This window comes from Micromonospora deserti (genome assembly GCF_003236335.1).
Taxonomy (GTDB): domain Bacteria; phylum Actinomycetota; class Actinomycetes; order Mycobacteriales; family Micromonosporaceae; genus Micromonospora; species Micromonospora deserti.
The window spans coordinates 1-24160 of sequence record NZ_POUB01000044.1; the positions used below are offsets into that span (position 1 = coordinate 1).

Here is a 24160-nt window from a genome sequence, read left to right on the forward strand (position 1 = left end):
CCTCGACCTTGACCCTGTCGCTGTTCGAGTAAGAGCAGGGTGGGGGTCGCCGCGCGGCAACCCCCACCCTGCTCTTACTCGAACAGCGACAGGGTCAAGGTCGAGGTGTACGAACCCGCGGCGACATCCGCCGGAGCCCGCAGGAACAGGTCGGCGTCGACCGAGTACGCGTCACCGGCGACGGCGCCGGAATCGAACGTCGACACCAGCAACTCCTGGTCGACCAGACCCACGTTGTTGCCAGGCTGGGTCGGCTCGTCGAGGACGGTCACCACCTCCTCGCCCTCGCTGACCAACCCCGTCTCGCCACCGTCCAGCAGCCGCGGCTTCCAGCCGAGGTGCGCGGCGCTGATCGGGGCCTGGCCGGCGCCGCCCGCGAAATCCGTCGCGCTACCCAGGACGGCCCAGGCGGCGTTGTCGGGCACCTCGTCGGCCGTACGGGTGTCCGTAACCGTCACCGTCGGCAGAGTGCCGACGAACTGGCGGACCAGCAGGGTCGAGCCGTCCTCCGACAACGCCACCGAGTCGCCCGCGACCGACAGGGCCAGCACGCCCGGCTCCTTGATCTCCTCGATCTCGACCGTCACCCGCACGTCAGCGCTGTCGCCGGGCTCGGCCAGAGCCGGCGACTGCAACGCCACCGTCCCTGCCAGAACAGCACCCGCGGCACCGGCCGCGAGCAGCCGCCTACGATTCCATGTGTTCATCGATGCTCCATTTGTCACTTGTGGTTACTGGGCTTGACTGGGGTCACCCGGCGCAGTTGACCCCGGAATGTTCCGCGGTGAGAACCGTCGTCACGTCCTTGCCGTCGAGCGACCCGCTGGCGCGGACCGTCGCCGAACCCGCCGCCGCCGAGGCCGCCCGCGTAGCGAACGACTGGTAGGCGTTCGCGCCCGGCGCGACGTCCGTGAACGACCGCGAGCCGTACGCGGTCTCCAGCGCGATGTCCACCGGCGCGGCATGGTCGTTACGCGCCTGCACAGCGACATACGCCTTCCCGGCCACGCACCGCGCCTGCGCCGTCACCGTGACGGGCAGCTCGGGTTGGACGCCCGGGTCGTCGGCGACGACCCGCCATTCCGTGATCGCGACGGCGGAGTAGGTGGTGCCGTTGCCGTTGGCCCGGATCGTGGCCCGCACCCGAGGTGTGGTGACGGGGTCGAAGGTGACGGTGTTGAACACGGTGGTGCTCGTGCCGTAGGCCGACGCGCCGGTCACGTCCCGCCAGGCCGAGCTGGCCTCGTCCCAGTACTGCAGCACCCACCCGTCGGGCTCGGCGACGCCCTCGCCGCTGCCGCGGTTGGAGTCCCGCCAGAACTTGAGCTCCGTGCCGGTGACCCGCACGGGGCGTGCCCAGTCGTACTGGACCCACTGGGTGGCCGGGCGGGTGCCGGACCAGGTGCCCCAGATCTGCGCCTGGCTCGGGCTCGCAGGGTCGGCACCGTCGTTGAGCGCGGTGACGTTGTTCCAGCTCGCGGTGTAGGAGGCGGTCGGGGTCGCGATGGGCCCGATGTTGCCGGTGAGCGGCCCGGACAGGTCCGCAGGGATGCTGACCGTCCTGGCGGTCTCCAGGTTCCCGGCCACGTCGAGTGCGCGGAACGACACGGTGTGCCGGTTCGAGTCGGGTGCGGCGATGGCACCGCTGTAGACGGTCCACGCGCCTGCACCGATCGCGTACTCGATCCGAGAGACTCCGGAGGTCGCGTCGCTCGCGGCCACCGTGACCGCCCGGGTGGCGCTGTGCACGGTGGCCGTGCTGACCGGTACCGTGGCGTCGATGCGTACGGCGAGGTCAGCGGGCTGCGAGACGTTGCCCGCGCGGTCGGTCGCGGTCGCCCTGACGGTGTGCTGGCCGTCCCCGGAGACGGTGACGTCGACGTACCGCACTTCGTTCGTTACGGCCGGCTGGCCGTCGTTCACCCGCGACTCGATGGTCATCCGGCCGCCCCGGTCGTCGACACCGGCGACGCGCACCCGCACCGCGGACCGGAACCAGCCGGCGCCGCCGGCGCTGCCGCTGGGCGTGAGCGTCAGCGTCGGCGGGGTCTCGTCGCCCTCCGTGTCGTCTGGTGAGACGACCGTGACCGACGTGGAGACGCGGCCGGCGGCATAGCCGAGCACCGTGCCCTGGATGACGAACGTCCCGGGCTTCGCGACGTCCTCCGGCTTCACCGGGTCCCAGAAGACCGGCAGCCGCAGCGTTTCGGTGCCGAACGACGCCGAAACGTTGTCGGCCAGCTCGGTCTCCCCCACCTCCACCGTCATCGCGGGAGCGGTGACGGACTCCGGCTGCGCGGCGAGGATCTTCCACTCCTCGACCGCCACCGCCGAGTACGTGCTGCCGTTGCTGGACGCGTCAAACACCGCGCGGACCTGGGTCGTGGTCACCGAATCGAACATGGTGTTCTGGAAGCCCTGGGTGCTGGTCGGGTAGCCGCTCGGGTTCGGCACCTCGGCCCACTGCCCGGTGTCGAGGTTCCAGTACTGGATGCGCCAGCGGGCGGGCGCGGCGACGCCCACACCCGTCCCCTGCGGCTGGTCGTTCCAGAAGTCGATCTGCGAACCGGTGATCCGCATCGGCTGGTCCCACGTGTACTGCACCCACTGCTGGGCCGGGTTGTTGCCGGTCCAGGTCCCCCACATGTCCGGCGGCAGCGGGTTCGAGCGGACGATCTCGTCGTTGAGCGCCTTCACCCAGTACTGCGTGGGCACCGGCTCGTTGGAGACGACGACCCTTGCCTCCTGGGCGATGTTCGCCCGCGGGGTGAGGTCGCGCCCCCTGATCGGCGTTGGCGTGACGAGCTTCATCCGCGGTGGAGTCTGCGTGTCGTCCCACTCGAGCGGGTCGATCGCCACGGAGCGGCGGAAGTGACCGCCGCCAACGGCGTCAGCGGTGTGATAGGCGAGGTACCACTTGCCGTTGAACTCCAGGATGCCCGGGTGACTCGTCGTCGAGGAGACCGGCCGGAGCACCGTCCCCCGGTAGGTCCACGGCCCTTCCGGCGACGACGCCGTCCCGTACGCCAGGCAGGCGTGGTAGTTCGCCGGGGTGCACGGCGAGGTGGGGCCGGCGTTGTTGCCGGCGTACGCCATGTAGTAGGTGTCGTTGCGCTTGAAGACCCAGGCACCCTCGAAAAAGCCGGTCAGGCCGGTGACGGAGCGCGGAATGCCGACCGGGGTCTTCATGTCCTGCTGGAGCTCAAGCATCCGCAGCTGGCCAAACGAGCCCCACCAGATGTACACCCGCTGGTTGGGGGCCTGGCCGTCGATGAGGATCGTCGGGTCGATGTTGTGGATGTTGTTGGCGGCGGGCACCCGCTGGGAGATGATCGGCCCGCGGGCGTGGTCGGTCCATGGGCCGGTCGGGCTGTCCGAGACGGCCACGCCGATCGCGAACTTGTCGGTCGCCGGACTGTCCCGCTCGTGGATCGGGACGTACCAGTAGTAGCGCCCGTCCACGCCCCGGATCACCTGTCCCGCATACGCGCGGCCCGGTGTGGCCCAGGCGAAGACCAGCTCCGGGCGCATCAGCGACGGGTAGTGGGTCCACCTCCTCGCCTCGACATCTGCGGTACGGAACGCTCCCCACTCGTTCATGATGAAGTCGTTGGTGGACGGTCCGGCCTGATCGTGGCCGGTGTAGATGTAGAGCTGGTCGCCGTCGGTGTCGTTGCCGGGGGCGCCGGCCGGCACGACGACCGGTGCCGGATCGGCCGAGTAGTAACTGCCGTCGCCGAGAATCGGGTTGACGGAGTTGGTGAAGGTGTACGAGTTGGGCTCGGCGGCGTAGGCCTTCGGGGTGATCCCGACCAGGCCGCCGGCGGCGAGCCCGGCGATCGCCGCTGCGGCAACCACCCCGCGGAACCTGCGCAACGGCCGGCGGGCTGGTGGGACGGCGCCGCGCACCACGCTGGTGTTCACGGTGTCGATCTCCTCACTGTTGCGTGGGGCCAGGGGTGGCGGCGCTGGTGGGGCGCCGCCACCCCGCGAAGGGCTAGCCGCAGCTGAGCGCGCTGTACGGCGCCTCGAACTGCGCGGTCACCTGCTTGCCGTCGACCGTTCCGGTGGCCTTCACCGTCGCGGTTGCGGCCTGCACCGACTTGGCACGGGAGTTGAACGCCTGGTAGGCCGACTTCCCGGGCGCGACGTCGGCGACCGTGCGCGATCCGTACGGCGTGATGAGCTCGATGGTGAGCGGCACCTCGTCGGCGTTGCGCGCGTTGACCGAGACGTAGACATTGCCGCCCATGCATTGGGTGCGTGCCTGGACCTCGACGTCCCACGCCGGCTCCGCCGTGCCGCCGTCGCCCACGGTGAGGGTCAGCGTGGTCCGGGTGGTGCCGGCCTCACTGACGTACTCCGGCAGGATCAGGTCACCGATGACGGTGTAGCGACCAGGGGTGTTGACGATCTCCTCGTCGAAGTTCCACTTGACACCGATGGCCTGGTTGTCCCGGGAGCCGTCGTTGTAGGAGACCTCCACCTTGGTGGGCAGGTACGGCAGTTCGCCCACCTCGACGGTCTGCTCGAACGTCTCGGCACCCTGGATCGAGATGCCGCCTGGGGACATCTCGGACCGCACGTAGATGCGGGCCTCGGCGATCAGGCCGTACGCGTCGTTGGTGCCGTAGACCACGAACGGGTCGACGTTGGGCTCGGCGACCATCTCGGGCGTGATCTCCTGCCACTTGAACGCGACGGTGCCGCGAGCGCCGCTGGCGTAGACCGCGTCGAGCGTGCTCGGCAGGGTTGGCACCAGGCCCACGCCGGTGCGGATCAGCACCGGCGAGCGCACCGAGTCGACGGTCTCGCCGTTGGCGCGCCAGCGCAGCACGCCCGTGCCCGCACCGCTACCCATGACACCCCAGATGCGGATGCGCAGGTAGCTGGTCGTGACCGGTTCGAAGTTGAAGCGGTTGAAGGTGTCAATGGCCAGTCCCCCGGCGTACGTCGATCCGTCGGTGAGGGTGACGGGCGCCCAGGTGGTGCCGTTCTCGGAGCTTTCGATGGCGTAGGTGCTGGCTGTGGGCCGGCGGGTGCCGCCGTTGTCGTCGTACCAGTAGATGTCGGTCGAGGACAGCCGCACCGGTGAGTTCCACCGGTACTGGATCCACGCCTCGCGCTCGGGGCTGGTGCCGTTCTGCGTCTGTCCCCAGTTACCCCAGCCGTTCCCTGCGCCCGGGCTCGAGCTGATCGGGGTGGTGGCCTCGTTGACCCGCTGGTGGTTCTCCCACGATGCGGTGCCGCTGGTGCTGATCGTCGCCGAGGCGCCGAACTCCGCGACGACGTCTCGCTTGGCGAGGGTCACCGCCACGGTCGCCTCCGACCGCTTCTCGCCGTCGTTGGCGAAGAAGCGGAACACGTAGTCACCGGCGACCGTGCCGGTAACCCGCGTCGTCAGCGCCTTCGCGTCGGAGAAGATGACGCCCGCTCCCTGTGGTGCCGATACGGTTTCCCAGCCGAAGGTGAGCTCGCTGTCGTACGGGATGCCGTCGTCGAAGGCCGTGGCGACCAGGCGGGTGGACAGGTTGCCATCCGCGGAGCCGTCGCGCGTCGCGGTGACGACGGGTGCCTGGTTGGAGACCTCCGGTACGTCGCGTCCGGAATCGAACACCTGGATCTCGGAGATGGCGGTGAAAAAGGTCGGGTTGTTCGTAAACGCGATGCGCAGCTTGTTCGAGCTGACGGTCTTGAAGAGCGCCTCGTTGAACTTCGCCGCGGGGACGGTGGGGTTCTTGAACTGGTCCGGCACCTCCTTCCACCCTCCGTTACCGTCGGGCACCTGGACCCACCAGCGGGCGGGCTCGCGGTAGCCACCGGCCTGGCGGTCGCTGGCGAAGACCACCTTCACGTTGTCGAAGGACTTGGCCGACCCGAGGTCGAGCTCGATGAAGCCGTTCCGCTCGGTCGTGCCGTAGTTGCCCCAGTACGGCTCGTTGGCGGTGACTCCGTCGGTCACGGCCGCCAGCGACACGGGCCGCTCCGTCTCCTTGATGGCGCCGGGCGTGTAGTTCATCGAGGTGGTGCTCCAGCCTGGCGTGTGGAACTGCCGCCAGGGCGTCGGCCGCACGCCCTGCTGGGTGTACGACGAGCTGAGGTCGGCTCCCGCCGCCAGGTTCGGCGCGTCCTCGGTGAGGTCGATGCCGGCCGTCTTGAGGTACTCGACGACACGGTTGTCCTCGATCGAGGTGTTCACCGCGCTCGGGAAGCCGGTTCCGTTCGTCGCGGTGAAGGTGACGGTCAGGCCGTCCTCGGCCTGGACCTGATTGGTGTTCGGGTCGTAGGTGAGCTTGCCGAGCTTGTCGGTGCTGACCTTCTTCTCACCGTTCAGGAACAGGCTGTAGCCGGCGCCCAGGCCGTACTTGCTGCCGTCGGGGTCCCAGACGATGGTGACGTCCTGCCCGTGGTAGCGCAGGTTGTTGACCATGAAGTGCTCGTACCCGAACTTGATCGGCCACAGCTCGATCTTGTCGTCGGAGCGCGGCTGGAGGCCCGCCATGTCCTCGACGAGGATGTAGTTCATGTTGCCGAGCATGATGTGGTTCGGGTTGTTGCGGTTGTAGGTCTTTGTGGTCGGGTTCCAGTTGGAGTAGTACTCCGCCTGGTTCGCGACCCGCATGTCCGCACCCGGGTAGACGCTCCAGGCCATCCAGTCCAGCAGCCGCTTGGCGTAGGCCGGGTTGAGGTACTTCTGCTCCGGGTCGTAGTGGCGCAGCGCCGAGCGGACGCCGCGGTACTGCACGGTGAAGTTGATGTTGGAGAAGTTGTTGGAGCCGCCGATCCCGTAGGCCGACCGGTCGTACTGGTTGGCGGTGTAGAACGGGAAGATCGGGAAGTTGTCGCCGTAGGTCAGGAAACGGAACCCGTCGACGTACGTCTGCCACTGGTCGAACGGGATGAGGTTCTCGGCGTAGATGTCGTAGAGGTTCGACTCCTTGGCCGGGATCAGGTCACGAGCTGAGGTGGGGAGCGGGTTGGGCCTGCCGTTGGAGCTGGCCGCGCTGGTGGCACCGTGCGACGTGCCGGCCAGGAACATCCGCATGTCGGGGCTCCACAGCCGGTTGAGGACCGCGCTGCGGATGTCGTTGGCGCCGGTCGCCATCTGGTCGACCTTGGCCTGGTCGGCGCCGGAGATCTGGTAGAGCTGCCGGGCGGCGTCGAACGCGCCCCACACGTACGCCGACTCGGGGCGCTCGATCGTCCGCGCGCCGGGTGCGCCGGCGTTGGTCTTCGGGTAGCCGAAGGTGATGGCGTCGGCGTCGTTGCCCGGCATGTAGTTGGTGTCGTAGGCGATCAGCTTGTCGTTGTTGCCGTCGTAGTGCTCGAGCTGGCCGACGCCGTCGCCCTCGAAGTACTGGGCGAACTTCCGGGCGATCTCCTTACCACCACCGTGCACGTTGTAGGCCTCGAGCCCGGCCGTGCCGAGGTACTGCGAGTAGTGGTTGTTCCAGCTCGTGTGCCCCGGGCTGTCCAGGAAGGCCGAGGAGCCGGACAGCTCGCCGATGTTGAGGATCTGGCCGTACGGCAGATAGGGCGTACGCAGCCACTTGGTGTCCTGCAGGTGCATCGGCTGGGTCAGCGCCACGGCGTTCTGATAGAGGTTCACCCCCTCGATCGTCGTCGGGTACTGGTAGACGTGGCCGGACGCGTTGGCGTCGAGGGTGTTGTACCGCTCACCCCACCAGCGGTAGACGATGGCCTTCTCCAGTGCGGGGTCGGGCACGTTGATGTAGGGGACGTCCTGTGCCCAGCGGCGGTTGAATTCGGTGATGCCGGTACGCACGGCCGTGGCCGGCGACATCCCGGCGTACTCCTGGTAGCTCTCGACCGTCTTGGGCAGGGTGGCCGAGGAGACGGCACCGACGACCGACAGCGACACCGACCCGCCGGCGGGCACGGTGACTTCGCGGTCGAGGTTGGTCCCGGTACGGCTGAAACCGGTACCGGTGAGGTTGATCCTGATCGAGTCCCAGGCGGTGTCGACGAGTCCGTTGTTGGACCCACTGGTGATGGTGCGGGTACCGGTGAGCTCGGCCGTGCCCTGTCCGGCCTGTGTCGCCAGCGGCGAGGCGGCGCGCACGGTGAAGGTGGCCGCCGAGCCACCGGGGTTGGCGAAGTCGATGGCGGTGACCGCGACGTTGTCGTAGGTGATGAACTTGGTCAGATCGGCGGTGACCCCGGTGGTGCCGATCGTGTAGCGGCTCTTGGCGTGGCTCGGCGCGTTGAACCGGTTCGCGTTGACCTCGGTGACGGTCTGCCCGGGCACGGTGACGGTGTACAGGTTGCCGAGGTTGTTGGGGCCGCCGACGTGCGCACTGCCGGCGAAGCCCATGACGGTGAAGTTGTTGTTGCTCGCGCCGCGCAGGTACAGGGAGCGGCCGCGGGTCATCAGCACCGCTGATCCGAGGGTTCCGCGCACGCCCAGAACGCGGTCGAGGTAGTAGTCCGTCCCGCCGGCGGCGAGGTCCTTGTCGAAGATCGACTGGTGCATGTTCGCCGCGGTGAACGGCACGCCGGGCTTGAGCTGGTTGGCGACCTCGCCGACGTTGCTGTAGACGGGATCGCCGATGTCCATGGCGTGGCTCTGCCCGTTGGTGTAAACGCCTACGTCACCCTCGTTGCCGGGCAGGATCGGGCTGGCGGCGTGGGCCGGGGCCGGCACGACCGTCCCGCCCACCACTAGCGCGGCCAGGGCGACCCAGAGGGGCACCCTCCTCACGCGTCTACGGGTCATGTTCTCTTCCTCCTTGCTATCGGTGCTGCCTGCCGGGGCGAGGCGACACCAGCGCTGCGCCGTGGTGGGGGTTCGAGCGGTATGTGGTTGCCGGCGGACGTGGCCAGCCCTTGACCGGCAGCGTTGACATCACGTCAGTTCGCCGGCACGTTCCGGCTGGTCGGCACCGTGGGGAGCCAGACGCGCATCGTCGAGGGCCCTCGGTTGGCCCACGCGTGGTACTCCACCAGCGCCACCTCGTCGAGCCCCTGGCCGACCACCGGTGCCGACTCGGCCGCGTCGGTCCGATAGGGCCATTCGTGGTTCTGCGGATGTACCCGCCGGCAGCGCACGGTGACCCTGCCGTCAACCAGGCGGGGCGGCTGACTGGTGTCGACGCGGACTTCGTCGACCGTCTGGATGCCCGGGACGTCCACGGACTCCAGGGCGAGCACGAGCGGGCCGTACTCCACGGCGACGCAGCCACGGACCGCGTCGATGCGCTCGTCCGGGTAGGTGAACCGGGGCGCCATCGGCAGGGAGAGCACGATCTCCTCGCCGCGTCGCCACGTCCGTCGCTCGGTGACGACACCCGGGCCGACCGGCCGGGTGTCCCCGGCAACGGTCACCGTCGCCCCCTGGGCCGCCCAGTCGGGCACTCGCAACGACAGCGACCAGGGGTGGTCGTCGTCGCTGTCGATCCGCACCCGGATCTGCCCGCTGCGAGGGTAGTCGGTAGCAACCGTCACGCACAGGTCACGCCCGTCGGCGAGGCGGTGCTCGACGGTGCAGGGCAGGTACTGGTGCAGTTGCAGGCCCTCGTCGTCGACGGTGGCGACGTACGCCGTCAAGCTGGCCAGGGTGCGAGCGACGTTGGTCGGGCAGCAGGAGACCTCGAACCAGGGCGCCCGCAGCGAGGCCGCCGCGCGGAGGCTGGGCTGGTCGGCGTCGGGAAGGGTGCCGAGCTCACGGCGGTGCAAGGTGTTGGTGTAGAAGAAGCTCCGCCCGTCAGCCGACGGGGAGGTCGACACCACGTTGAAGAGGGTCCGTTCGATGAGGTCGGCGTACTGAGGGTCGCCGTCGGCGAGTAGCAGCCGCCACGCGAGCATCACCGAGCCGATACCGGCACAGGTCTCGGAGTAGGCGCGGTCGGGGGGCAGCACCCAGTCCCCGCCGAACGCTTCGTCCTGGTGGCGTGAGCCCTGCCCGCCGGTGATGTACGTGCGCCGCGCCACCGCGTTCTTCCACTGGTTGCGTACCGCTTCCAGCAGGCTGGCCTCCTTCAGTTCGACCGCGACGTCGACGGCGCCGGCGGCGAGATAGTTCGCCCTCACCGCGTGCCCACGCAGAACTGTCGCCTGCCGGACGGGAAGCTCGTCCTGGAAGTACTCCCGACCGAATTCCACATCGCTGAGCCGGCCATGGCCCCGCCGGTCGACGAAGAGAGCGGCCTGGGCCAGGTAGCGATCGTCACCGGTGGTTCGGGCGAACTCCACCAGCGCGCTCTCGATCTCCGGGTGCCCGCAGAGGCCGTCGATGCCGTCCGGTCCGAACGTCTCGCACACGTTGTCGGCAGCGCGGCGGGCGACCTCGAGCAGCCCGTCGTCGGCGCCTGGACGCGTCCGGGCGCGGGCGACCGCGGCCTGGAGGAGGTGACCGACACAGTAGAGCTCGTGGCCCCATTCAAGGTCGGACCACCGCGGTGCCTGCCCCGGGCGACCGAACTTGGTGTTGAGGTAACCGTCGGGCTCTTGCGCCGCGGCCACCCGACGCACGACGGCTCGGAATCTCGACTCGAGTTCCGCATCGCCGGTCCCGCCGATCTCCCACGCCATCGCCTCGATGAACTTGTAGACCTCAGAGTCGGAGAATTCGCGTCCGCGGCGATCACGGGAAAGGTCGCCGTGCGCGGCAAGGTCGAAGTTCCGAATCCAGCCTTCTCGCTCAAGCCAGTGCTCGATGTGCTCCAGTGTCGCGACGCCGTTGATTTTTTGACGCTCGGCCCAAAATCCGCCGGTGACGCGGACTTCGTCCAACCCGAGTGGCCGGAATCGACCACGGATCGGCAGGACAGGCGCGGCCGTAGGCGCGGTGCCGCTCATTGTCATCCTTTCAGCGCACCGGACATGAAGCCCCGCACGTAGTGTCGTTGGAGTAGCAGGAACAGAACGATGCACGGTAGGGCGAGAACGACGACGCCCGCTTCGGTCGCCCCGTAGTCGACGACACCTTGGACCTGGCCGCGCAGATTCGACACCGCGAGCGGAAGGGTCATGCGCTCGGTGTCGTTGATGAGGATCAGGGGTGCCATGAAATCGTTCCACGCGGCGAGGAATGCGAACAGCCCGACGGTGATGAGGCCCGGCTTCACCGCAGGCAGCAGCACGCGCCACAGCGCGCTGAACGATGAGCATCCGTCGACCATCGCGGCCTCGTCGAGTTCGCGTGGCACCGCCTCGAAGGAGATACGCATCAGAAAGGTGGAGAACGGCAGTTGGAACATCGTGAGCACCAGGGCCACGCCGACGAGGGAGTTCTGCAACCCCACCTTGTTGAGCAGCACGTAGAGCGGGATCAGCAGCGTCGCGTACGGAACCATGAGGATGGCGAGCGTGACCAGGAACAGGATGTTCCTGCCAGGAAAGCGGAACCGCGCGAACGCGTACCCGCCGAGGAAGGAGATCAGCAGCGTCAGGGCGACCGTGGTCAGGGAGACGAACGCCGAGTTCGCGAGGTAGCACCAGATGCCGGCCTGATAGTTTGCCAGCGTTTCGTAGTTGCCGATCCCCCAGCCATCTGTCTGGCTCGTGCCGGCCTGCGGGGCGACCGAGGCGACCGCCGTCCACAGCAGCGGAGCCAGGAAAATCAATCCCACCGCTCCGGTGAAAACCCAGTACGGCGTGCGCAGCGCGATGCCAGCGATCGTGACACCATTCGTTCTGGTCGGACCAACCGGCGCCGAATCGGGTGGCGAAGGTGGTCCGCCGGCCGCGGTCGAGCTGGATCGGGAAAGGACGGCCATCGGCTCAGCTCTCCTCGGACCGGAACGCGCGCAGTTGCAGCGCATTGATGAGAATCAGGGCCAGCAGCACGATGACGGAGATGGCCGCCGCCACTCCTAGGTCGTTTTGTCCCTGGAACGCCACCATGTAGATAAGTTGGACGACGGTGATGGTGCTGTTATCCGGACCGCCCTTCGTCAGGATGTAGAACTGCTCGAAGGCAAGCAGGGAGCCGGTCACGCAGAGCACGGTGGTCAGTGCCAGCGTCGGGCGCAACAGCGGCAGGGTGATCTTTCGGAAGGTCTGCCATCGGCTGGCGCCGTCCGAGCGGGCGGCTTCGTACACGTCCGCCGGTATGCCCTGCAGGCCGACGAGCATGAGCACCATGTAGAAGCCGGCGTAACGCCACACGATGAGGAAGGTCGTCGAGAAGAGCGCCGCGTTCGGTGAACCGAGAAAGGTGACGCCCAGGTGATCCATCACCGGTGCCAGCGGGCTCGCGTACGGCGAGTAGAGCACGTAGAACAACAGGGACGCCGAGGCCAGCCCGAGGGCGCTGGGAATCAGGAACGAGGCCCGGAGCAGGTTGTTCCACCGGCTCGACTCCTGCACGAGCAGGGCCAGCCCCAACCCGAGAGCTAGCAACAGCACGGTCGCGAGCACCGTGTACTTGACGGTGAACACCACCGAGTCGGTGAAGAAGCGATGGTTGATCGCCTTCACGAAGTTGTCGGGCGCGTTGATTCCCTGGTCGCCGGTCAGCAGCGGCCATCTCGACACCGACATCTTGACGACGAGCAGCAGCGGCACAGCGAACAGCAGCACGACGAAGACTGCTGTCGGCGTCGCGTAGAGCCAGCCGAGCAGTGCCTGACGCCCGGGAGGACGGGCGCGGCCACGCACCGCCGGGCTGGGCGGGCGAGAGGGTGCGGTGACGCTCATCGGAGCCTCTTGTTCATTCAGCGCGGGCATATCGGTGAGGGCGTGCGGGTCCCACCGCAGGCGTATGCCGGGCCGAAGAAGTCGCCGGTCGGCACACGCCTGCGGTGAACAGCTACTGCTTGAGCACGGCGGTGATCTCGGCGTTGTCCTTCTGAAGGTCGCCGCCTCCGTTGAGCACCTGGTTGCGGACCAGAGTCAGCCACGGGCTGTTCGGCGCGTTGAACGCCTGCTGGAAGTTCAGCGCGACGGGGGTGTCACCCTTACCGGCCACCTCGTTGATGGTGACCAGCCGCGGGTCCTCGACGGCGTACTTGTTGTTCGCGAGGTCGGCGCGCGACACCACGTCCTTATTCTTCGCCAGCACCTCGACCTGGGCTTCCTCAGACATCATCCAGCTCAGGAAGTTCCAGGCCTGCGCCCCCTTCTTGGAGTCCTTCGAAACACCGATGCCATCGCCACCGACGAAGGTGGAGGCACCGCCGTTAGGGCCGGGGATCCCGGCCACACCGACGTCGAACGGGGTCGACGAGAGCAGCGTCGCCGGGTAGAACATCAGACCGACCTTGCCCTCGGTGAATCCGGCGGTCCAGGTCGGACCCGTCTCCCCCGCCGAGGAGGGCAGCACAGCGCCCGACTTCCACAGGTCCTGCCAGGTGCGGTAGACCTTCTGGGCGGTGTCGTCGGCGAGCTTGGACTCGGTGCCTTCCGCACCCAGCACCTGACCGCCGCCGGCCCAGATGGAGGGGAACCAGGTGAAGACCAGGCACCCGCCGCAGTTCAGGCCGGCCGCCGTGCCGTAGACGCCGTCCTTCTTCGTTGCCTGGACGGCCTTGGCGGCGGCGGCGTACTCCTCGAGCGTTGCCGGGGCCTTCTCCGGATCCAGTCCGGCATCCCTGAACAACTGCTTGTTCCAGAACAGCATCGACAGGTCCAGCACGAAGGGCAGGACATGCTCCTTGCCGTCGAGCTTGCCGGCCGAGAGGTGCCCCTTGTTGATCGAGTCCTTGAAGCTGAGGCCGTTGATGTTTGCGCTGAGGTCCTGGAACAGGCCCTGGTTCACCCAGTTCGGCACGTAGACGATGTCGGCGGCGAAGAGGTCCGGTAGGCCACCCGAGCCTGCCGCCGCACCGACCTTCGCGACATAGTCGTCGTTAGGAACGACGGTCAGCTTGACCTTGTTCTGGTGGCTAGAGTTGTAGGCGTCGACGAGAAGCTTCGCCTGCTTCTCGAGCGGGGCGCGGGTCCACAGGGTGAGCTCGCTGCCGTCGTCGATGCCGTTGGGGCCGGCCTCGGCGGCGCTCGGGCCACTCGGGTCATCGCTGCCGCACGCGCCCACGCCGAGGGTCAGCGTCGCCACAAGGGCTCCTGCCAGCGAACGTAGGGCAGTACGCCTGCCCACTGTCTTCCTCATGGTCTTCTCTCCTAGGGTTCATCGCTCGGAGGGAGCCGCTAGCGGCCCCCACGAGCCGGGGTTCACTCCGGGAATGACCTTCGTTCTTCTCGATGAGGTGGGGCTACAGCTCGACGCCCGCCGGTTCGGCGAGGTCGGCGAGGGTTTCCCCGCCGGCGGCAGTGCTGGCCACGGTGCAATGCGGCTGACCGATCAGCAGCCGGCACTCCGCCGACGCGGCAGGGTCAGGGCGTGGTGCCCGGATCGGCGCCGGCGGCGCGCCGAACCGCCGTGCGATGTGGACGTTCCGCGCGGCCCGTCGCGCAAAATCGCTCGACGGGCTGAGCTCACCTCCGACAACGCTGCTGCCCGCACGGCCTCCGTGCGGGATGCCTCGGATGTCCCCATCGCTCCTCCGCCTCCCGCCGGATCCGGCACAGCTCGTGCATCACGTCGGCACCGCCGCGGCCGAGGTGACGGGTGTCACTTTCCGCCGCTAGCGTGTCGTACGAAAACGGTTTCGGCAAGATGTCGTACGAGTAAAAACTGAGCCGTTCTCGACGCCGTCCTCCGCTTCCTCAAAGGCGCTTCGCGCTCTACGCTTTCCACGAACACGAGGGGTAACCCGCTCCTGGCGGTTGCCCTGAAATCCTTGCGAAAGGCTTTCGGTGGGCCGACGACGATCACAGTCAGTGACGCTGAGCGATGTGGCGAACCGCGCCGGCGTCTCCGTCGCCACCGCGTCCAAGGCGCTGAACGGCCGCGCCGAGGTCGCTCCGGCCACCCGGGAGCGGGTGCTGCGTGCCGCCGCCGAACTGTGCTTCCAACCCAACGTGCTGGCGTCCGGTCTAATCTCCGGCCGCACCCGCACGGTCGGGCTGCTCACCGACGAACTCGGCGGTCGGTTCTCCATCCCGATCCTGCTCGGCGCCGAGAACGCCCTCGGCAACGGACAGATGTCCGTCCTGCTGTGCGACGCCCGCGGCGACGCCATCCGCCGCCAGCACTACATCCGCACGCTGTTGGCACGTCAGGTCGACGGGTTCATCGTCGTCGGCGACAGCAACGACGTCAGCCCATCGCTGACCCGGGACATCCCCGTCCCGGTGGTCTACGCCTATGCCGAGTCAGCCGACCCGCGCGACCTGTCGATCGTCGCCGACGACGAAGGCGGCGCCCGACTCGCCGCCGAATACCTGGTCCTACACGGCCGACGCAGAATCGGGCACATCACCGGACCGGAAAGCTACCGCGCCGCCCGAGACCGGGCGGCCGGACTTCGGGCAGTCCTCGCCGAGGCAGGACTCCTCCCGGCCGGCGACCCCCTGTTCGGCGAATGGTCACAGCGGTGGGGCCGACACGCGGCACGCCTGCTGGTGGCCGCCTGCCCCGACATCGACGCGATCTTCTGCGGCAACGACCAGGTCGCCGCCGGAGTCGCCGACGCCCTCCGCGACCTCGGCCGACGAATCCCCGACGACGTGGCGATCGTCGGCTACGACAACTGGGAAGACTTCGCCGCGGACTGCCGCCCACCCCTAACCACCGTCGATCTCAACCTCGAACAACTCGGCGCCACCGCCGGCAACCACCTACTTGCCGCCCTCGACGGCAACGCCAACTCCGGCGTCATCCGCCAACACGGCCGGCTCGTCATACGCGAATCCACCGGACCCGCACTGCCCCGATAGCCCGCCCACCAGCACAGCGACGACGACGCGGCGGACGGCCGAGCCTCCACCGGCACGGCCGGGCTGCTGCGGCGGCACCTCTCCGACGACTATGCCTGAGCCGCCGGTCCCGGGCCGTTCACACCTGCGCGGGATTCCACCGCCCTGTCGCCGCACGTGCGACCGGGCGGTCGGCGTACGTCGACACTCACCGTCCGGACCGCCGTGCCGGCGGCCGCTCATCCGTCCCGGCCGCCCGGTGTGCTGGCGCGGATTCCACCATCCCGGCGAGGAGCGTGGCCACCGGCACGGTGGCGAACCCGACCCGGGCGTCACTGGCCCCGTACGGCAGCCACAGCTCACCCTCGTGTACGAGGCCGCCGCAGGAGTAGACGACGTTGGGGACGTATCCGTCCTGGTCAGCGTTGTCGGGTGACAGGAGCGCACCGGGGAGCCGCGCGACGACCCGTTCCGGTCGGTGCAGGTCGAGCAGGAGCGCGCCGATGGCGTACCGGCGCATCGGGCCGACCCCGTGGGTGAGCACGAGCCAGCCGGCATCGGTTTCGATGGGGGATCCGCAGTTGCCGACCTGGATCAGTTCCCAGCTGTCGCGGGGGACGTGCAGGGGCAGCGGCAGCTGCCACCGGTTCTCGGCGTCCGGGCAGGTCAGGCCGATGGTCTCGCCGTCGGCGCGGCACAGGGCGAGATGCCGGCCGCCGACGGTACGGGGGAACAGCGCGACGCCCTTGTTGCGGGCGCCCGGCCCCCGCATCGGGGTGATCTCGAAGCGGCGCAGGTCGCTGCTGGCCAGCGCACGGGTAGCGATGCGCCGTCCGTCGTAGGCGGTGTAGGTGGCCCGGTACACCGGCCCGGCCTCGTCGGTGAACCTGACGAACCGGGCGTCCTCCATGCCGTTGCTCTCCGCCGGGGTGGCGGGCCAGAGCACCCGTTGGTGCAGGGCCGTGTCGGCGGGGAAAGTCGTGGCGTAGCTGGCGGCGTTGGTGCGGCGCAGGTCTTCGAGGGTGCCCAGTCCGGTGCTGCGGGAGAGCAGGTCCGGTGGCAGGTTGCCGAGCACCCGCTCGAAGGTGGCCTCGTCGTAGCGTTCGGGCAGGGCGTCCAGCACGGTGGCGGTGATCTCGTTGTCGCAGTCCACCTCGGTCAGGCCGGCGGCGAGGAGGTCCCGACGGTGCCGTACGCCGGCCCGCTGCCCGACGACCAGGGGGCCGGACCGGTCGGTGACGGCGAGCCGGAGCCCGGGCCCGAGGACGGCGGTGGCGAACCCGATGGACGACAGGTGCCCCTCGCCGATCTGGCGCAGGCTGACTGCGACGCGCAGTTGCCCGGCGCCCAGCCCGGTCTGGTCGGGGTGGGCCACCATCGAGGGGTTGCACAGGGCCGCCGCCTCGACCGCATACTCGTGGCTGAAGTAGGCGCCGACCAGGAGCCGGGTGGTGGGGGAAAGGTCCCGGGCCCGGGCGATGCGGTGCCGGACGAGGTCGTAGTGGTGGTGGAACGTGCGGTCCAGGTCGCGGTGCCGGGTACCGAAGCGGTCGAAGGTGTCCCGCAGCAGCCGGCCGGTTTCCTCGTCGTCGAGGTGGGCGATGCGGTCGATGAGCGCACCCGCGCGGGTGCGTACCAGAGCGGCGTCCTCGCCCGGGACGAAGAGCTTGACGATGACCCGGCGTGGATCGGGGGTGAGAGTGACGTCCCGCCGGACGGCCAGGGCGCCGGTCATGACCACCGCCGGGCGTGCTGCAGGGTGGAGATGAGCGCGAGGGTGGATTCGGCGCCCTGGTTGAGGTTGGGACCGTGCGGGGTCAGCCCGTCGTAGCCGCCATCGGTCGCCGGATCCCACATCCGCGTGCCGATGTCGTTGTCGCCGAGGAACCACCCGACCGCCTGCCGCACGCCGGACTCCCACCCGGGGTCGCCGGTGACCGTGGCGGCCGTGGCGCAGGCGTCGGCGAAGGCGGCGACCTCGATGGGCTGCTGGTCGTGGCGAAGCCGCACCGCGCCGCATCGCCACCCGGCGGCCGGCACGACCGACAGCCGTCCGTTGCGTAGTTGGACGTCGCGCAGCCAGTTGAGCATCCGCAGTCCGTCGTCGAGCGGTGGGCCGTCGTGGCGCAGTTGGCTGGCGGCGATGACGACTTCCGCGAGGGCCGCGCTGGCATAGGTCAGCCGCTGCTGCGGCCAGGGCCACCGCGGGTCGGGTCCGGGGGCGCCGATCGTGGTGGCCGCGTCCGCCAGCAGCGCGGCCGCGGCGGAGTGGGCCGGGTGGCGGCGCAGCACCTCGGCGGCGCCGAGCCCGGCGAAGGCCATCGCGTGCGGCGCCGGGGAGCGCCGCGCGGCACCCCGGCTGAAGGCGACGAGCGCCTCCTGCCGGATCCAGGCGGCGGGACTGCGGGCGGCGGCGGTGCCCAGCCCCCACAGTGCCCGGCCCCACCAGTCGCCGAGGCCAGGCTGGTCGGTCCAGCGCCGGTCGTGTCCTAGGCGGTTGTGGAACGCACCGGCGGCGTCCTGCGCGTGGGTCAGGAAGGCGAGGTAGCGCTCCGCGAGCCGGAGCACCTCCTCGGTCGGCTCCGGCTCGCGGCTGGTGACGACCAGACCGCGGGCGACGTCGTCGGTGCAGTAGCCGTGCTCGCGGCGGACGGTGGCGTGCCGGGCGTGCTCGAACAGGCCGGTGTCGTCGCTCAACCGGCTCAGGTGCGCGAAGCCCGGTCTGGGCACGGTCAGCCGGGGGCCGCTGTCCGGGGTGCTGGGGCGGCCGGTGGTCGCGGTCACGCCGACGCCGCGCTGACCACGGAGGCGCGGGGGGCGACGATCCGCTCGGCGAGGGTGCCGTATCGGGCGGCCACCACCGGCCAGCGCAGGTCGGCGGCCAGTGGCCGGATACCGCCGGCCAGCCGGGCGGCCAGGCCCGGTTCGGTCAGGACCCGCCGGATCGCGGCGGCCAGCGCCGCCGGCTCCTGATGGGGTACGACCAGACCGGGGCCGTTGGTGAGCAGCTCGACGGCGTGCGGGAACGCCGTGGCCACGACGGGTACCCCGGCGGCCACCGCCTCGATGAGCACCCCGGAGGTGACCTGTTCGTGGGAGTCGTAGGGCAGCACCACCACGTCGGCGGAGCGGATCAACCGGCCGAGTGTGGGCTGGTCGTGGTAGACGTCCTGGTAGTCCACGGCATGCGCGACGCCCAGCTGTGCGCCGAGCCGGTGCAGTCCCGCCCGGTACGCCTCCCCCTGGTGCGCGATCACCTTCGGATGGGTCCGGCCCGCGACGGTGTAGGTCGGGGTCGGGTCGAGGTCCTGCAACCGTGCGAGGGCCCGCAACGACCACTCGATGCCCTTGCCGGGACCGAGCAGCCCCCAGGTCAGCAGGTGGGGGCGGGTACGGCGGTGGGCGGGTACGCCGACATGCTCGGCGACCCCGTGCGGGATAACCGTGACCTTGTCCGGGAGCACGGTGTAGCCGACGAGCAGCCGGTCGCGGGCCGTGTCGGTCATCGTGACGACCGCACCGGCGGCGGCGACGATCTGCTCCAGCAGGGACCTCTGCCGGGCAGAGGGCTGGCGGAGCACAGTGTGCAGGACCACGATGCTCGGCACGGTCAGCCGGCGCAGCAACGGCAGGACGTCCTCGCCGTCGGCGCCGGGGTAGATGCCGTACTCGTGTTGCACGACGGCCACGTCGAAGGTGTTCAGGGCGGCGGCGGCGTTCCGCCAGCCGGCCGGGGTGCGCGTCGACCAGGTGTGCACGACCCCGGGCAGGGCCCGCTGGTCGTCGCTGCCGTCGGTGACCCGCACGATCCCGCCGCGCGTGCCGTCGACGGTCAGGTGGGCGGCGAGGGCGAAGTTGAAGGTGGCCAGTCCGCACCGGGTCGGCGGGTGGGTGCTGAGGAATCCATAGCTGGGCATGGGTGTCGTGCCTTCCGGTTGTCGGCCGCCGGGGTACGGGGGCGACCTCACGCGGTGACGGTGCACGCCGGCCAGCGTGTGTGGCCGGCGGAACGGATCCGGGGGCGGGGCTGCTGCCCGGTCAGGAATCGACGGTCGCCCGGGTTCAGCGGCGGGTGAGGTGGTCGTAGACGGACAGGTAGTCGGTGACCATCCGGTCCGCGCCGAAGCGCTGCCGTGCGCGCGCCCGGCAGCCGGCCCGGTCAAGGCCGGCGACCCGGGTGACCGCGTCGACGGCCTGCCCGACCGTGTGTACGAGAAATCCCGTCACCCCTTCGTCGACGACCTCCGGCATGGACCCCCGGGCGTACGCGACGACCGGCGTGCCGCAGGCCATGGACTCCACCACCGACAGTCCGAACGGCTCATCGAAGGCGATCGGGTGCAGTAGGGCAGTGCTCGCGCCCAATACCTCCGCTCGTCGTCGGGGGCCGACCGATCCGAGGAACACGACCTGGTCGCCGTCGATGTGCGGGGCCACCTGTTCGGCGAAGTACCGCTCGTCCTGCACGATGCCGCAAATGGTCAGGGGCCGGCCGGCGAGGCGGGCGATCTCGATGGCGGTGTGGGTGCCCTTGTCGGGATGGATCCGGCCGAAGGCGGCCAGTCCGGGGCCGGCGTCGCGGGTGAACGGCAGCCCGGTGAGGTCGACACCGTGGTGAACGGTGGCGACGTAGTCGAGTTCGGCGCTCCGGTCGGCGTCGGAGATCGACACGTAGGACGAGCGGGCCCGGGCGTACGCGGGGAGGATCCCCGCGCCGGAGAAGCCGTGGACGGTGGTGAGCAGCGGAGCGCGGCAGTGTTCGGCGAAGGCCAGCGGCAGCCAGTCGAGGTGGTTGTGCACCAGGTCGAACCGCCCGGAACGGGCCATCGCGTGGGAGACGTGCATCGCCTCCCACACCCGGCCGTCCAGGTCCGGATCCTCGGCGTACCCCCGGGGGCACACGCCGTCGAGGGTGGCGGAGGTGACCGAGTCCAGCGTCGCGAAGAGGGTCACGTCCACGCCACGGGTGACCAGCCCTTCGGCGAGCAGGCCGGTCACCTGCTCCCAGGGGCCGTAGTGGCGTGGGGGTGTCCGCCAGGCGATCGGTCCGAGCAGGGCGACCCTCACGGGGACGGCGCATCGGCGAGGTCGGCCGGATCGAGACGCAGGGTGGCGAGCAGCCCCGTGTGCTCAGCCGGGTTCACCCGCTCCGGTAGTTCGCGCTCTACCCAGTCGGCCCTGACCTGCTGGCCGCGGTCCCGCAGGGCACTGACGATCCGGTCCCTGGCGATCCTCATCGAATGCTCCCTTGTTAAGCCGTCCGCAACGGTCATGCTCACGGACGGCGGTGTGGACGCGCCGGTCGGATGCCACCACCGGCCGGGTGAGGTGCGCAGAACGGCCGCGTACGAGGGCTCCGAGGGCTCGGCCTGGCGTGGTCATCCGGCAGAGGTCGGCTGGCGGGCGCGTTCCTGTGAGCGTCTGACCTCCGCCTCGGCTTCGGTCCGGCCGGCCCAGATCCCGCGTTCGACGTCGACGCTTTTGCCCGGCTCCAGGTCCTTGTACACGTCGAAGAAGTGTTGGATCTCCAGCTTGTGGAAGTGTTCCAGATCCGTGATGTCGCCCAGGTGCGCGAGGCGGGGGTCAGCGGTGGGCACGCACAGCACCTTCGGGTCGGGCCCCTTCTCGTCCCGCATCCGGAACATGCCGATGGCCCGGCATCGGATGAGGCAGCCGGGAAAGGTGGGTTCCTGCACCAGCACCAGCGCGTCGAGGGGGTCGGTGTCTTCGCCGAGGGTGTGTTCGATGAAGCCGTAGTCGGCCGGGTACTGGGTAGCGGTGAACAGGGTGCGGTCCAGTCGGATCCGACCGGTCCGGCGATCCATTTCGTACTTGTTGCGTGTTCCCTTGGGAATCTCGATGGTGACGTCGAACTCCATGCGGTTGCTCCGCTCTTCGGACCTTCAATCGGTGACCGGCCATCGGCCTGGGTCCGGGACTTCGAACCGAAGTCCCGGACCCCGTGCCTCCCGTCCCGGGCCGGTTGGAGCGTCAGGTCCGGGCCGGCGCTGTGGATCGTCGATCGAGCTGAACGTGGCCGCCTTCGGTCTCCCAGACGGCTACATCGTCGCCGTGTCCTGCCAACCGTCGCGAGTGAGGGCTGGGCGGTATGAACAGGATATCGGCGGCGCGGGTGGTGTTGGCGGGGCGGGAAGCCGCGAGCATGGCCGCCGTCGCCACGGCGTCCGTGGTCTCCGGCGCTATCACGGCCAGGTCGATCCGCAGATCCCTCGGGCCTGTGACGATCACCAGCGCGGCCCCGAGGGTGCTGAACCAGCCCACCCGCACCACGGCGCCGTCGACTCCGATCCGGCATGGATGCCTGTCCCAGGCCGCCGGCTGCAGCATAATCCGTTCGATCACGCCACGCCGGGCGGTAAGCGCGGTGACCAGGCTGCACAGTTCGACGACCGGGTCTCGTGAGGTCGGCCACCAACCGCCGTCGAGCATCGCGCGGCTGGACGGCGAGTCGGTCAGCCGCAGGCGTGCCGTTGGCGGCTCACGGGTGCAGACCCACGTCATGCGGTCCTCGGCAGAACGGATCATGATTTCCGTCCCTCCGGTACGTCGGCGCCCGGGTCGGCGTCGGCGGGGTCTGGACGGGTGATGGTGCTGGTGTAGGGGGTGCGGCGCCTGCCGGTCAACAGCCGCAGCTGGATGATGCGCCGCATGGTGGCTTGGATGGTCACCAGCAGCACGCCGAACACCGCGGCGAGCAGCAGCGCGACTCCCATCGGCAGTTGCCCCTGCGCGCCGAAGAAGTGCACGTCCGTACGCTGACCGTTCTGCAGGATGAAGATCAGTAGCAGGAGCAGCACCACGGCGGACGCCGCGAACGCGACCAGCGAACCACCGGCGCGGGTACGCGGCGCAGGGCGGGGCTGATTGTTGATCTTGACGCCGGGCTGCACGGTGGTGAAGCGGGCGGAGCCGAACCTGGCCATGTGTGGACCTCATTCCAACGGTGGTGCGCGAAGTACGCGAACCGGAGCCGCCGGGGTCCAGGACGACATCCTCAGCCTACTCTCTGTCCGGGCTGTTCCGTAACCCCGATATGTCCGATCTATCGGTTCGGGCAGGCACATTCCGCCCGTACCGGCCCTCACCGGACCACGCAGAAGAGCGGATCTCCCGCACGGTGAACAGGCTGAGCACCCACTTCCCGACCGGGCCCTACACAGCCCGTCCGTATCTGGTGAGCGGCGATCTAACAGCGTTGTCAGCAGCAACGGCAGGAGCAGGACGGTCACGAGCAGCGTCACCCGCACCCGACCCGAACGCCGTCCGGCGGCGCGCTTCATCCGTACGCCCAGCCGCACCGGGATGGATCCGGACGGGGGCGACAAACCTCACCGTACGCCTCATCGCCGATTCGCACCCGCCGGCCGGCGGGACGACACAGGCCCCCTGGCGGACCGGGCAGTCAGGCGGAGAGGTTGGCCGCCGTTCCTGGCGCGAGCTGCTCGGAGCCGTCGACGATCGCTTGAGCCAGATCGGACAGCCGCCGGTTGTGGCTGCGGGCGCCGTCGCGCAACAGCGCGAAAGCCTCACCCACGTCCACCTGGAGGCGTTCAGCGAGGACACCCTTGGCCTGCTCGATCAGGACTCGGCTGTTGAGTGCGGTCTGCAGTTGCTCGGTGAGGACGTCGCGGTGGTGGATGGCGCGTTGTTGGAGCAGCCCGATGGTGGCCACGTCCGCCAGGGCCTGCCCGATCCGGACCTTGCCTTCGTCGAGGGCGCCCGGGCGGGTGTCGAAGAGGTTCAGCGCGCCGATGACCTCGGAACGCAGGCGCATGGGCAGGGCGTGTACCGCGGCGAAGCCCACTTCGGCTGCGGCGGCGGTGAACCGGGGCCAGCGGTGGTCGGCGGCCCGCAGGTCGATGACCGACACGGTTTGGCCGGTGCGGAAGCAGTCCACGCAGGGACCCTGGTCGGTCTGCAGCTGGAACAACTCCAGCAGCCGGGTGCGTTCGGAGGAGGCCGCCATCACCTGAAGGCTGTCCTGCTGGTCGATCACCAGCAGCCCGGCCGCTGAGACGCCCAACAGTTGAACACACCGGTCGGCGAGCACATGCAGGAACTCGATCACGTCGAAGTCGTCGACGAGTGTGTCAGCCATTTCCACGAACACGTCGGACAGCTGGATCTCGGCCATGTCGCTCACCCTCGGCATACGATAGCCCCATTTGGATGTGGGCGCCGCGGGCGACGGATTGGTTGCACGATCGGTCACCGGTTCCGGCTGTCATCCGGCCCCCGGAATGAGGCCACCTCGTTTACCACCTCCAACCGCCGCTTCTCCTTGCACAACGCCACCATTTCATTGCGCTCGTCCTGGTCAGCCCCCCGGTGGGCCTTGCGGACACCCTCGACGCGTCGCGCTTGCCGTCGTCGGTGCCGGCCTGAGCCAACCAACACGGCTCCGCGAAACCCGGGGAAC

General features: G+C 69.3%; 17 protein-coding genes. 1 reads left to right on the top strand and 16 read right to left on the bottom strand.

What is annotated here, in order from left to right; genetic code table 11:
* Positions 1-74: 74 nt before the first annotated feature.
* From C1I99_RS09545 to C1I99_RS09575, 7 genes are all read right to left on the bottom strand, one after another.
* The gene (locus C1I99_RS09545) at positions 75-707 is read right to left on the bottom strand and encodes a hypothetical protein (RefSeq protein WP_111133851.1); all 633 of its coding nucleotides are present in this window, start codon (positions 705-707) and stop codon (positions 75-77) included.
* Between the two features lie 43 nt (positions 708-750).
* The gene (locus tag C1I99_RS09550; RefSeq protein ID WP_438941396.1) at positions 751-3924 is read right to left on the bottom strand and encodes an OmpL47-type beta-barrel domain-containing protein; all 3174 of its coding nucleotides are present in this window, start codon (positions 3922-3924) and stop codon (positions 751-753) included.
* Positions 3925-3997: 73 nt separating this feature from the next.
* Entirely contained in the window at positions 3998-8737 is a 4740-nt protein-coding gene (locus C1I99_RS09555; protein ID WP_233512428.1) for an Ig-like domain-containing protein, read from the bottom strand.
* Positions 8738-8871: 134 nt separating this feature from the next.
* A complete protein-coding gene (locus tag C1I99_RS09560; protein ID WP_233512429.1) occupies positions 8872-10752 on the bottom strand; it encodes a glycoside hydrolase family 127 protein in 1881 nt (626 codons plus the stop codon).
* 68 nt (positions 10753-10820) lie between these two features.
* Positions 10821-11738 carry a carbohydrate ABC transporter permease gene (locus C1I99_RS09565; protein ID WP_111133854.1) on the bottom strand — a complete coding sequence of 306 codons (918 nt, stop codon included), beginning with the start codon at positions 11736-11738 and terminating at the stop codon, positions 10821-10823.
* A gap of 4 nt (positions 11739-11742) precedes the next feature.
* Complete coding sequence (locus C1I99_RS09570) at positions 11743-12690, bottom strand: carbohydrate ABC transporter permease (protein ID WP_233512430.1); 948 nt, start codon at positions 12688-12690, stop codon at positions 11743-11745.
* Positions 12691-12772: 82 nt separating this feature from the next.
* Positions 12773-14017 carry an ABC transporter substrate-binding protein gene (locus C1I99_RS09575; protein ID WP_233512431.1) on the bottom strand — a complete coding sequence of 415 codons (1245 nt, stop codon included), beginning with the start codon at positions 14015-14017 and terminating at the stop codon, positions 12773-12775.
* A 701-nt stretch (positions 14018-14718) separates the two neighbouring features.
* On the opposite strand from C1I99_RS09575, the gene C1I99_RS09580 reads away from it, so the two are divergent.
* A complete protein-coding gene (locus C1I99_RS09580; RefSeq protein WP_111133857.1) occupies positions 14719-15741 on the top strand; it encodes a LacI family DNA-binding transcriptional regulator in 1023 nt (340 codons plus the stop codon).
* Between the two features lie 187 nt (positions 15742-15928).
* On the opposite strand, the gene C1I99_RS09585 is transcribed toward C1I99_RS09580, so the two are convergent.
* The 9 genes from C1I99_RS09585 to C1I99_RS09625 form a co-directional block, all read right to left on the bottom strand.
* Positions 15929-17455, bottom strand: a complete 1527-nt coding sequence (locus C1I99_RS09585; RefSeq protein WP_111133858.1) for a glycoside hydrolase family 130 protein — start codon at positions 17453-17455, stop codon at positions 15929-15931.
* Positions 17452-18504, bottom strand: a complete 1053-nt coding sequence (locus tag C1I99_RS09590) for a glycosyltransferase (RefSeq protein WP_438941397.1) — start codon at positions 18502-18504, stop codon at positions 17452-17454. Before C1I99_RS09590 ends, C1I99_RS09585 begins: the two co-directional genes overlap by 4 nt.
* Positions 18501-19637 (bottom strand): glycosyltransferase, encoded by a 1137-nt coding sequence (locus C1I99_RS09595; RefSeq protein ID WP_111133859.1) that lies wholly within the window; start codon positions 19635-19637, stop codon positions 18501-18503. The genes C1I99_RS09590 and C1I99_RS09595 overlap by 4 nt, the downstream gene beginning before the upstream one ends.
* 145 nt (positions 19638-19782) lie before the next feature.
* Complete coding sequence (locus C1I99_RS09600; RefSeq protein ID WP_111133860.1) at positions 19783-20787, bottom strand: glycosyltransferase family 4 protein; 1005 nt, start codon at positions 20785-20787, stop codon at positions 19783-19785.
* Positions 20784-20957 (bottom strand): hypothetical protein, encoded by a 174-nt coding sequence (locus C1I99_RS33270; RefSeq protein WP_199562064.1) that lies wholly within the window; start codon positions 20955-20957, stop codon positions 20784-20786. Before C1I99_RS33270 ends, C1I99_RS09600 begins: the two co-directional genes overlap by 4 nt.
* Before the next feature lie 141 nt (positions 20958-21098).
* Positions 21099-21599 carry an inorganic diphosphatase gene (locus C1I99_RS09610; protein ID WP_111133862.1) on the bottom strand — a complete coding sequence of 167 codons (501 nt, stop codon included), beginning with the start codon at positions 21597-21599 and terminating at the stop codon, positions 21099-21101.
* 112 nt (positions 21600-21711) lie between these two features.
* A complete protein-coding gene (locus C1I99_RS09615) occupies positions 21712-22266 on the bottom strand; it encodes a DUF5994 family protein (protein ID WP_111133863.1) in 555 nt (184 codons plus the stop codon).
* Positions 22263-22664 (bottom strand): lipopolysaccharide assembly protein LapA domain-containing protein, encoded by a 402-nt coding sequence (locus C1I99_RS09620; RefSeq protein ID WP_111133864.1) that lies wholly within the window; start codon positions 22662-22664, stop codon positions 22263-22265. The genes C1I99_RS09615 and C1I99_RS09620 overlap by 4 nt, the downstream gene beginning before the upstream one ends.
* 479 nt (positions 22665-23143) lie before the next feature.
* Positions 23144-23875 (bottom strand): GAF and ANTAR domain-containing protein, encoded by a 732-nt coding sequence (locus C1I99_RS09625; RefSeq protein ID WP_111133865.1) that lies wholly within the window; start codon positions 23873-23875, stop codon positions 23144-23146.
* Between the last annotated feature and the right edge of the window lie 285 nt (positions 23876-24160).

What these genes read in the sequence shown, in the direction of transcription:
- C1I99_RS09610 (WP_111133862.1), bottom strand. Translation starts at nt 21,599, where the DNA reads ATGGAGTTCGACGTCACCATCGAGATTCCCAAGGGAACACGCAACAAG.
- C1I99_RS09545 (WP_111133851.1), bottom strand. Translation starts at nt 707, where the DNA reads ATGAACACATGGAATCGTAGGCGGCTGCTCGCGGCCGGTGCCGCGGGT.
- C1I99_RS33270 (WP_199562064.1), bottom strand. Translation starts at nt 20,957, where the DNA reads ATGAGGATCGCCAGGGACCGGATCGTCAGTGCCCTGCGGGACCGCGGC.
- C1I99_RS09595 (WP_111133859.1), bottom strand. Translation starts at nt 19,637, where the DNA reads ATGCCCAGCTATGGATTCCTCAGCACCCACCCGCCGACCCGGTGCGGA.
- C1I99_RS09570 (WP_233512430.1), bottom strand. Translation starts at nt 12,690, where the DNA reads ATGCCCGCGCTGAATGAACAAGAGGCTCCGATGAGCGTCACCGCACCC.
- C1I99_RS09585 (WP_111133858.1), bottom strand. Translation starts at nt 17,455, where the DNA reads ATGACCGGCGCCCTGGCCGTCCGGCGGGACGTCACTCTCACCCCCGAT.
- C1I99_RS09565 (WP_111133854.1), bottom strand. Translation starts at nt 11,738, where the DNA reads ATGGCCGTCCTTTCCCGATCCAGCTCGACCGCGGCCGGCGGACCACCT.
- C1I99_RS09620 (WP_111133864.1), bottom strand. Translation starts at nt 22,664, where the DNA reads ATGGCCAGGTTCGGCTCCGCCCGCTTCACCACCGTGCAGCCCGGCGTC.
- C1I99_RS09625 (WP_111133865.1), bottom strand. Translation starts at nt 23,875, where the DNA reads ATGGCCGAGATCCAGCTGTCCGACGTGTTCGTGGAAATGGCTGACACA.
- C1I99_RS09555 (WP_233512428.1), bottom strand. Translation starts at nt 8,737, where the DNA reads ATGACCCGTAGACGCGTGAGGAGGGTGCCCCTCTGGGTCGCCCTGGCC.
- C1I99_RS09615 (WP_111133863.1), bottom strand. Translation starts at nt 22,266, where the DNA reads ATGATCCGTTCTGCCGAGGACCGCATGACGTGGGTCTGCACCCGTGAG.